We start from the raw sequence: 9,826 nt of genomic DNA on the forward strand, positions 1-9,826 counted from the left end.
GCGGCTTCTTCTTCCCCATGCTCTCCATGATGAACATCATCCTTCCGGGGCGGGAGCCCCTGATCTCAGATGTCCGTCAAAGCGGATCAAGCCCAAGCTTCGTCGTTTGGCCGTCCACGGTGTCCTCCGGGGCCTCGCCGTCCCACCAGTCCAGCGGGCTGACATGTGTGCCGTCGGACAACGTGAACAGATGCAGGGTGGGCCAGGTCCCAGCGCCCGAAGGCGAGATCGATGGCCGAGGCGAGCTGGGCGAAGGAGTGTGACCGTGCGGCCGCGAACACCCGACCGGGGCGCGGCCACAGGTCCGCACCATGACCGGAGACCAGCTCGACCCGGATCGACAGCCACGTACGCGCCACGTCCACAACCCCCTATGCGCGAGATCCGCGAGTCAGCACCCAGGCTACTGAGCGTGACTACCGCCTGGGGAATCGAGCTGGCCGTACGTGGGGAATTTGTACTGGCCGCCGTCATAACGAGCACCTCGTCGTCCGACGCGTCCGGGACACAGCTCCACCGGCTCGACCGGCCAGATGTCCCACCGACCAACCTGGCAGTACAGCCCCGCCGCCGACCAGCCGTTCACGGCTGCCGGCTACCGGCAGCCCTGAGAACCGGCGGTACCGACCCCGCCCCGCAAGACTCCGTGCCCGGCGCGCCGGATACCTCCCGCGCCGGGCACGGAACCTTGACAGCCCGTTCCTCTGCTCAGCAACGGAGGAGACAGCGCGCGGCAGCCGCCCACCGGCATAGCCGAGAAGTGCGCCAACAGATTGGTTTCCGTGTCGTCCGGCTTGTTGAAGCCGCATCTCCTTTGCCGACGTTGATCCAAATGGCGGCGCCTGTGGCTGCGACGTCATTTGCCTGTGTTCAGCGTGCCGGGCCCCCAGGTAGACAGCCTGCAGCCCTGGTGGCCCGGCCCGCGCATACCGCACGACCGCTCATCAATGCGGCACACCACCAGCGAAACCCCCGACCGTGACGATGTCCAGTCGGCCGCAAACACTGACGCATGCCGCGGTTTCACAAGGGGTGCGTCACCGACCTGGAGAGCTCGCTTCCGCTGCGGCCTCGGCCGCGGTCAGGATGTTGCGGATGGTCATCGGATCCAGGCCACTACGCTCGGCCACCCGCCACTCCGGCTCCCCTTGCTGCCGGGCTGCCACGACAGCGTCGCTCAGGGCACGGCGGGCGGCACGCAGGGCCCGCTGGACCGCGGCCACCTCTGCCGCTGCCCGCTCCAGCACCTCGCCGTCATCAGCTGCCATAACGGAATCCTCCATGTATGGAAGGGCCGGTGCAGAAAAGGTGGTGGTCTGACCCGGCGAGCGGTCGGCCCCGGGACCGGGGGCACCGGCCACGGTGAACGTAGCTCCACATTGTCCACCAGGCTGCAGGTCAGGGCCAGCTGGAAGATCGTTACGCGTACGCCACGACCTCCCGCACCATAGTGACGCCCCAGCCCGTCCCGGTAGCTGGGCAGTCGTCCCCGATGTGACAGGGCGGCGCGGCAGTTGCCGCGCTGTCGGGTCAAGGGCGGCGGTAGACGGTGAGGTTGTCGAGCAGGAGGAAGGCCGCGCCGGCCAGGAGGCGGGCAGCGGCGGTGTCGCCCTCGGGGATGACAGCGGTGACGTGGCCGGCACCGTTGATGTGGGCGTGGTGGAGGCACTGGGCCAGCAGGTGGCTGCCGATGCCGCGGCGCCGCTGCCGGGGCTGGACCGTCAGCTGTGGCAGCACGGCCATGCCCGCGGTGGCCGGTGCGGGGGCGAGCAGGGTCGCGCTGGCGAGGGGTTGGCCGTCGGTGTCGGTGAGTTCGAGGCGCCACCCGTCAGGTTCGGTCAGGGCGGTGACGTCCGCGAGCGGGTAGGCCGGCGGCGCGGGCGGGGCGCCTGACAGGTCGCGCAGGAAGTACCGCTGCGTGGCAGCCTGGACGAAGCCGGCGGCGGTCAGGGCGCGTGCGGTGACGGGGCGGTGCCCGGTGGGCAGGCCCGGGATGCCGGTCGCGGTGGCCGGGCCGGTGCACGCATACAGCTCCCGGTCGCCCAGCCGGGCCCGGGCCAGCGCGATCAGCGCGGCGATCACCTCGAAGTCCTCACGGCCGTGCAGCCACACGATCAGACCCGCCCCGCCCGCAGCCTGCACCTGGCAGCGCACGACCCCCACAACTTCACCGTGCGGGTCGCACACCACGAGCGTTTCCAACCCCTGCGGGCTTTCGTCTGTAGCTGTGAGCAGTTCGTGTGCCGACGGCTGTCCGGGCAGTCGGTCCGTATCGATCAGCCCCCGCACGACCGGTTCGTCGTCCGGCGCCATCGGACGGCTCGACAGGCTGCCGCTGCCAGCAGCCGCTCCGGTCCGCGCTCTCATACTGCCCGCACTTTCGACTCCGAAGACCACAGACAGGCATCCGCGTTGCGGAAGGGCCGCATAGGGGTGCTGGTGCTCAAGGGCGGCGGGTGTAGACGTGGAGCTGGTCGATCTCGGCGAACCCGGCCGCGGTATGCAGGGCGAGGGCGGCATCCAGGTCCGGCCGGCCCTCTGCGGGAGCGGGCAGGACCGTGGTCACCTCCCGGACTCCGCGGTCGGCGAGATGCGCCAGGCACTGCTCCAGCAGGATGTTGCCCATGCTGCGGCGCGCCGGGGTCAGACTCACCCACTGCAATGCCGTGGTCCCCTCGACGGGCAGGGCGACCAGGGCCTCGCCGATCCGGCTGCCGTCACGCTCCCGCAGCTGCAGCCGCCAGCCCGGCAACCCCGGACACTCCACCACATCCGCGACCGCATACAGCCGGCCCCCACGGTCATCCAGCCGGCGGTGCAGGTAACGCCAGCCCTCGAGGCCGGAGAACCCGCACGCCTCCAGCGCCCGGCGCGTCCCGGCACGCATACGCAGCGGAAGGCCGGCGGGCGCCAGCGCGGTCGGCTCCGCGAACGCCTGCACCGTCCGCCGCCCCAGCCGGTCCACCGCACGCTCGACCAGCACCCGCGCCAGGTGCTGCTCATCATCCCGGCAATGCAGCCACAACAGCATCCCCGCCCCGTCCGAAGACCGCACCGCCCAGGAAACCGCGCCCACAACCTGCCCGCCCGCCAAGGCAAGCACCTCGGTGCACACGCCCTGAAGCCCGGCCCGTACCGTGGGGCCGCTGGGGCAGGTGCCCTCCAGCGCCTGGTCAAGCTCGGCGAGCCTGGGGCCGGGCAGGCCGGGCAGCAGATCCGCGGTCACGAGTTCCCGCACCGCCGCGCGGTCCCCCGGCTCACATGGCCGCACCATCGTTTCCGCACCCGCCCCTGCCACCGCCGTGACCACCCGCATCCACCTCTCCCACGTCGTGCTGATGGCCAAGCTTCACTCCGCCCGACGGCAAAACCACCCCATGACACGCACAAACAGCCCGCCAGGAAACCGACAGACGCGGCCGGTGCGCATGCTCCAGGTTGCCCGTGAGCACGGCAGCACTGCACTCGCCACCTGCGGCAAAGACCCCGGACCGCTCACGGACACCACCGAGACCCCTTGTGCCTCGGACGGGGACGTCAGACCGGTGTGACGTTCTCCGCCTGCGGTCCCCTGGCGCCCTGGCCGATGTCGAAGCGGACCTTCTGCCCCTCGCGCAACTCGCGGTAACCAGAACCGGCGATACCCGAGTAGTGCACGAACACATCCGGCCCGCCCTCATCCTGCTGGATGAAGCCGAAGCCTTTCTCCGCGTTGAACCACTTCACCGTCCCCGTCGCCATGCGGCTCACCTCTCACCAACGAGATCGCGGCCCGGCACCTGCCTCACCGCCTCGCACTCGATCATCCCGCCCCGCTCCAGCACGAGGAAGGAGAAACGCCAGCCAAGAGCCACGCCGCGCCAGACTCCAGCTTCCCTACGCACCACGTCGCTGCCAAAGAGACGTGCCCCGGTCAAGTACGCAGGCGCGAAAGCCAGCCACCGGCCTTCTGGCCGGGCACGATCTGACCCCGCTCCTGACGCTTCTGGGGTCCGGCGGCAGTCCCTATGGCGTGGGGTGGTCTTGTGCCGCCGCTGGGACTGGCTGAGGCTTAGCTGAGACACGGAGGGGGTACCTCGATGGGACGGTTCAAGCCCAAAAAGCAGCGGAGCAACCAGCAGCAGCCGCGTCAGCGGTTCCACATCGATGACCGGGCGGTCAGCCAGGCAGAGATCCTGGCGGCGGGGGCGCAGCTGAGCGAGAACGTCGACGACCACGGTCGGCTGCTCTACATGGACTCCGCCGCGCTCGGATTAGGGCAGGTCGCTACCGGTATCGATCCGAGCACTGGCGCCGTGCAGACCACCGACGGCGAGGACCCGATGCCGGTGGCTCTGTTCGAGCCGGAGCGCGCGATGCTGTCGCGCCTGCCCCGCGGTGAGCCGAAGGAGATCCAGGTGGAGGGTGCGATCGCGGCCGGGCTGCGGCGTTTCCCCCGCGGCTTCGCCGATCTGCGGACCACCCCCGGCTGGGCCCTGCACCGGCTCGCAGACAACCGGCTCGAACTGCGTTCTCCAGACGGCGGCGTCTACTCGCGCATCACCGTGTCCTCCTCGCCCGACTGGTATTCGGCAGCCCTGCACCACGGGTACGTGGTGTGCTTTTACGGCCCGCAGCTCGGGGTGCGTACCCCGCCGGGCAGCGAATCGGCGCAGTACACCGACTCGAAGCGGCTGGAGGAGTTCCGAACCGCCCGCGGCCGCGGCCTGGTCGCCGGCGGGATCATCGCCTACCGCAACAACCGCTGATCCACGTCGCCCCCGTCTCGCAGACGACAGCCACTCCTGTAGGCATCCGATCTCCTCCACCGTGCAACCTCGGCCCCCTCCTCGTGCGCACGAGGAGCGCAACGAAATTCCCGGGTGCGAGCGGATGCGACGGTCGAATGCCTGCGCCGTTCAGCCCAGGTCACGGCCACGCTTCCGGTGCCGTGGCGAGCAAGGGGCGCAGCGTGGAGATCGGAGTCCGCCCGGGAGCCCTTCGCGCGTCGACCGGGCGGACCGCTGCGGATCCTTCTCAGAGGGTTCGTGTCGCCCGGGAACTCGGCATCAGCTTCGAGCCCCTGTGCGGCAGGTACCGCCAGGCCGTAGCTGTATGGGAACAGGGCCTTGCCTTCACCTTGCCGCTCCCTGTGCGGAGTGACGGACCCTGGCTCTGCGAAACCCGGGGTGGCCAAGGGGCGCTGCTGCTATCAGTGGAGGAGTCGTCAGCTTCTAGCGATGACTGCTTCGAGGGAGGGGTGGGTGTGACACAGCGTTGGAAGATCACGGTCGTGGTGGTGGCGGTTGCGGGCACCGTCTCGACGCCGTTGGTCTGGCTGCTGAATAGTCCGGACACCGGTCAGCTGGTCGGGGCTTCGGTCCAGGCGGCTGTCGGCATCGCCGCTCTGGTCTGGGCGCTGTTCCAGCAGCCGTCCACTGGGCAGGCGCAGGGGCCGGTGGACAGGGCCGCCGAGACGGGCAAGGCCGAGGCCACCAATGGTGGCAGCGCCAGCAGCGGGGTGCGGCGCCCTGGAGGTACGGGGAGCGGGTCGGCGACGGCTGAGCGGACCGGAGACGCAACCGCGGACGGCACTGGCAGCAGGGCGAGCACGGGTGTCGACTACAGCTGACCGCCCCGACGATCCCACAGTCGACGACGGTGCGGCCTCGGGCGGTCCGTCGGTCGTCAAAGCCGGGGTGAGAGCGCGGGACACCGGTGACGCGCATGCTGCCGACGGTGGTGCGGCGGTGACCGGTTATCGGGGCCCCGCACCCGGCTGTGCGGCTGTGCCGTTGTCGATGGAGGTCTCCCACACCGGGTCGGCGGTCGCGATCGGGCCCGGCGCGACGGCGGTCAGCGGGAGCCTGACCGTGCAGCAGCGCGGACCACAGGAACCGGCCGCCTGGCCGCACCAGGTCGGCACGGTCCCGCCCCGGGCACAGTCCTTCCAGCATCGTGTCCAGGCGGACCGGCTACGCACGGCCCTGCGGAGCGGGGGCACGGCGGTGCTTTGCCAGGTGCTGAGCGGGATGGGTGGGGTGGGCAAGACCCAACTCGCCGCCGACTATGCGCGCGCCGCCTGGCGGGACGGCGCGGTGGATGTTCTGGTGTGGGTCAGCGCCGCAACCCGCTCGGCCGTAGTAAACGCGTACGCGCAGGCAGGCATCGAGCTCTGCCGAGCCGACCGACCCCCATGACCCGGACCGGGCCGCCATCACGTTCCTGGCCTGGCTCGCACCCAAGCCGGGCGCGGCACCGTGCCGGTGGCTGCTGGTGCTGGACGACGTCGCCGACCCGGCCGACCTGCGCGGCCTGTGGCCACCCGACAGCCCCCTGGGACAGGCCCTGGTCACCACCCGCCGCCGCGACGCCGCGCTGACCGGCACCGGACGCCGCCTCGTCGAGGTCGGCCTGTTCACCCCCGCCGAAGCCGTCGCATACCTGGCCGAAACACTGACCGTCCACGACCGCACCGCACCCGAGGACCAACTCACCGCCCTCGCCGCCGACCTCGGACACCTGCCGCTCGCACTCTCCCAGGCGGCCGCCTACCTCACCGACGCTGGCATCACCATCCCGGAATACAGGGAACTGCTGGCCGATCGCGCCACAGCACTCGCGGAGACCGCCCCCGACGCCCTGCCCGACGACCAGCACCACGCGACCGCCGCCGCCCTCACCCTGTCCCTGGACCGCGCCGACGCCCTCCGCCCTCGCGGTCTGGCCCGCCCGATGCTCCAGCTCGCCGCCTTCCTCGACCCCAACGGCATTCCCCAGGCCGCCCTGACCAGCACCCCCGCGCTCGCCCACCTCACCGCACACCGCACCCCCCGCCGGCACCGAAGAGGGCGCACCGACGCCTGCCCTGGTCACCGAGTCCGAAGCAGCCGCCGCCTTGCGCGCCCTGCACCGGCTCCACCTCATCGAGCACACCCCCGACACTCCCTGTCGGGCCGTCCGCGTCCACCAGCTCACGCAGCGCGCCGTCCGCGACACCCTCACCCCCAACCAGCGCCACACTCTCGCCCGCACCGCCGCCGACGCCCTGGCTGCCGTCTGGCCTGAGGTCGAACGCGACACCGATCTCGCCCAGACCCTGCGCGCAAACACCACCTCCCTCACCAGCCACTCCGAAGACGCTCTGTTCCAGCCGGAAGCACATGTCGTGCTGCACAGCGCTGGCCAAAGTCTCGGCGAATCAGGCCAGGTCATCGCCGCCCGCGGCTACTTCCAGCACCTCTTATCCGAAATCCAGCGCCGCCTCGGATCGGACCACCCCCAAACCCTCACCGCCCGCAGCAACCTCGCGCGGTGGCGGGGTGAGGCGGGGGATGCTGCCGGCGCCGTCACCGCCTTCGCCGACCTGCTGCCCGACCGGCAGCGAGTCCTCGGCCCGGACCACCCCCGGACCCTCACCACCCGCCACAACCTCGCGCGATGGCGGGGAATGGCTGGGGATGCGGCCGGCGCTGCCACCGCGTTCGCCGACCTGCTGGCCGACCAGCAGCGGCTGCTCGGCCCGGACCACCCCCACACCCTCGTCGCCCGCAGCAACCTCGCGCGGTGGCGGGGTGAGGCGGGGGATGCTGCCGGCGCCGCGACCGCGTTCGCCGACCTGCTGCCCGACCGGCAGCGAGTCCTCGGCCCGGACCACCCCAGCACCCTCGCCACCCGCCATAGCCTGGCGTATTGGCGGGGTGAGGCGGGGGATGCGGCAGGAGCCGCGACCGCCTTCGCCGAACTGCTGGCCGGACGGCATGCGGCTGGTCGTCCGCCGGGTCAAACCCTCCCGCCTCGACGCCAAGAAGCTGACCGAGTTCGAGAAGAAGACCGGCTGGCGCTACCAGATCGTGGCCACCAACATCCCGCTCACCCGAGGGCTCTCCGGCTGCCCCGGCACCGGCCAGGCCTGGTTCGTCGACGCCCTCTACCGCGACCACGCGGAGGTCGAAGACCGTGTGAAAGCCGGCAAGCGCCTCGGCCTCGGACTCCTGCCCTCGAAGTCCTGGCAGGTCAACACGGCCTGGATGCTCGCCGCCACGATCGCCGCCGACCTCGACGCCTGGACCCGGCTCCTCCTCCTGCACGACGACCCCGAGCTGGGGGGGGGCGGAACCGGAGACGATCCGGATGAAGCTCTACCACCTGCCCGCCCGCCTCACCGCCCATGCCAGACGCCGGTGGCTGCGGATCGACCGCAGCTGGCCCTGGACCGACGCCTTCGCCCAGGCCTGGCAGCGGCTCACCACGCTCCCGGCCGTCACCTGACGGCCGGCCCCCGAACCCGACGACCAGGAGGACCGCAGACCCGGGCACGTGGAACCCGGCGCCCCCGCAGCGACACGCGACGGCCCATCCCGAACAGCACAGGGACATTACGGGCAGCCAGCCGAGCAGATCAGCGCCCGCTCACCGCTGACGAATCGAGGTCGGTGTACCGCTTCGTGTACTCGCTTCCTCTGAAACCCTCAGGTCCCAGTCTCCAGGTGTCCACGATCAAGGAGAAGCTTCAGCTCGCTTCGACGATGTCAGTCCGGACAACCACAACTGCCGCATCGCCTCGACATCGTTCATCGCGCCAGGATGCCCCATCTGACGCCAGCTCCGTCAAGATCAACAATTTACGCAGATCCCGATCCTCATCAACGTCGGGCGACGTCATTTCTGGTGAACATCCGCAGCACCCAAGATCGCTAACTGCTGCCCAACCCGCTGATCAATCGCTGCTACTTCAACTTCACGTGAACGAAGCCATGGCATCCAGTTGCCAGCGCGTTTGCAGCGAGTTGCAGCGTTTCCCCCTTTCCCGGATCAACTGTTCGCGGTGAACATTAGTCCATTGAGGGGAACGGTTATCTCCTACTAGAAGGGCAGGCCGTCGGCGGCCGTCATTGCGGGACCCCAACACAGGCGGACCATGCGACGGAGATATCACAAAAACTTTCAAAGATACACAGGGAGATATTTCAATGGGAAAGCTTAAGGCGATGGCGGGAGCCCTTGCGGCAGCAGCGGCAGTAATCAGCATGAGCGCCGGAACCGCGCAAGCTACCGATTATAGCGCCAACTCCACCTTCCACAAAAACGAGGGCAGTTGCAAGACGCAAATCGACGCATTTGGTCACGGTGCGACGGTATGCCAGAGTAACTATACATTCAGCGGGTGGGGCCCTGGCTGGTCAGAGGCGGCGGCGGCAATGAACTGGAGGAAGAATCAGACGCTGACTGCAGAATATGCGGATAATTCTAAGATACCGGCGGGCAAAACGTTGTCAGGTGCTTCCTGTAGTGCGATGTTCCGGTCTGGATGGGCCTCCGAGGGTAAATTTGGGGAATACTGGAAATACTCCAACTGGACATTTAACTGCACTTACACCTTCTGAGCCTTCCGGCCCGGCCGGGATCAGGTGAGGGAGCCGGTGACCGGAACGGCGGGGCTGCCGCGCCCCGCGCCCACGTTGAAATGCGGGTGTCTTCCCACCGGCAGCGGTCCGGGCTCCCGGATTCCCGCGGCCGGGGCCGCGCCGACCGGGGAGGCCTTTCCCACCGCCGGTAAATCCTGTGATTCTTTCCCTCCGGCGGGAGTTGATCCGCGCTGCACCCCGCCAGAGAGGACAAGGAGGCGGCGATGATTCCGTCAGCCTTTTCCGGCGGCACAGCTGCCTTCAGGCAGAGCAGGGAATGCTCGCGACTCCCCCTGAGGGAAGCGCATTAATCAGATACTGACCACAGCAAGACAGGAGATAATTCCAGATGCGAAAGATGTTCCTTACCCTCGTTACCGGTGCGGCCGCCCTTGGGGCAGCCGTTGCAGCTTCCCCGGCTTCGGCCACCGAGATGCCGA

General features: G+C 69.3%; 10 protein-coding genes. 6 read left to right on the forward strand and 4 right to left on the reverse strand.

Annotated elements, in window-relative coordinates; genetic code table 11:
• Positions 1-1,037: 1,037 nt before the first annotated feature.
• The 4 genes from ACIGXE_RS37140 to ACIGXE_RS37155 all read right to left on the reverse strand — a co-directional run bounded on the left by ACIGXE_RS37140 (position 1,038) and on the right by ACIGXE_RS37155 (position 3,741).
• Positions 1,038-1,268 (reverse strand): hypothetical protein, encoded by a 231-nt coding sequence (locus ACIGXE_RS37140; protein ID WP_399754565.1) that lies wholly within the window; start codon positions 1,266-1,268, stop codon positions 1,038-1,040.
• A 262-nt stretch (positions 1,269-1,530) separates the two neighbouring features.
• A complete protein-coding gene (locus ACIGXE_RS37145; protein ID WP_399754566.1) occupies positions 1,531-2,163 on the reverse strand; it encodes a GNAT family N-acetyltransferase in 633 nt (210 codons plus the stop codon).
• 280 nt (positions 2,164-2,443) lie between these two features.
• Positions 2,444-3,346 (reverse strand): GNAT family N-acetyltransferase, encoded by a 903-nt coding sequence (locus tag ACIGXE_RS37150; RefSeq protein ID WP_399754568.1) that lies wholly within the window; start codon positions 3,344-3,346, stop codon positions 2,444-2,446.
• 191 nt (positions 3,347-3,537) lie between these two features.
• A complete protein-coding gene (locus ACIGXE_RS37155) occupies positions 3,538-3,741 on the reverse strand; it encodes a cold-shock protein (RefSeq protein WP_399754570.1) in 204 nt (67 codons plus the stop codon).
• A gap of 338 nt (positions 3,742-4,079) precedes the next feature.
• Here ACIGXE_RS37155 and ACIGXE_RS37160 point away from each other — a divergent pair, with 338 nt between their 5' ends.
• The 6 genes from ACIGXE_RS37160 (at position 4,080) to ACIGXE_RS37185 (ending at position 9,365) form a co-directional block, all read left to right on the forward strand.
• Positions 4,080-4,748 (forward strand): hypothetical protein, encoded by a 669-nt coding sequence (locus tag ACIGXE_RS37160; protein ID WP_399754571.1) that lies wholly within the window; start codon positions 4,080-4,082, stop codon positions 4,746-4,748.
• A gap of 497 nt (positions 4,749-5,245) precedes the next feature.
• A complete protein-coding gene (locus ACIGXE_RS37165; protein WP_399754573.1) occupies positions 5,246-5,611 on the forward strand; it encodes a hypothetical protein in 366 nt (121 codons plus the stop codon).
• 644 nt (positions 5,612-6,255) lie between these two features.
• Positions 6,256-7,047, forward strand: a complete 792-nt coding sequence (locus ACIGXE_RS37170; RefSeq protein ID WP_399754575.1) for a hypothetical protein — start codon at positions 6,256-6,258, stop codon at positions 7,045-7,047.
• A 100-nt stretch (positions 7,048-7,147) separates the two neighbouring features.
• Positions 7,148-8,116, forward strand: coding sequence for a tetratricopeptide repeat protein (locus tag ACIGXE_RS37175; protein WP_399754580.1), 969 nt, complete (start codon positions 7,148-7,150; stop codon positions 8,114-8,116).
• Positions 8,113-8,250, forward strand: coding sequence for a hypothetical protein (locus tag ACIGXE_RS37180; RefSeq protein ID WP_399754576.1), 138 nt, complete (start codon positions 8,113-8,115; stop codon positions 8,248-8,250). The genes ACIGXE_RS37175 and ACIGXE_RS37180 overlap by 4 nt, the downstream gene beginning before the upstream one ends.
• Before the next feature lie 701 nt (positions 8,251-8,951).
• Positions 8,952-9,365: a hypothetical protein gene (locus ACIGXE_RS37185; RefSeq protein WP_399754578.1), complete on the forward strand. Its 414-nt coding sequence runs from the start codon at positions 8,952-8,954 to the stop codon at positions 9,363-9,365.
• The last annotated feature ends 461 nt before the right edge of the window (positions 9,366-9,826 follow it).

It is taken from the genome of Streptomyces sp. NPDC053431 (assembly GCF_044544925.1).
Classification (GTDB): domain Bacteria; phylum Actinomycetota; class Actinomycetes; order Streptomycetales; family Streptomycetaceae; genus Streptomyces.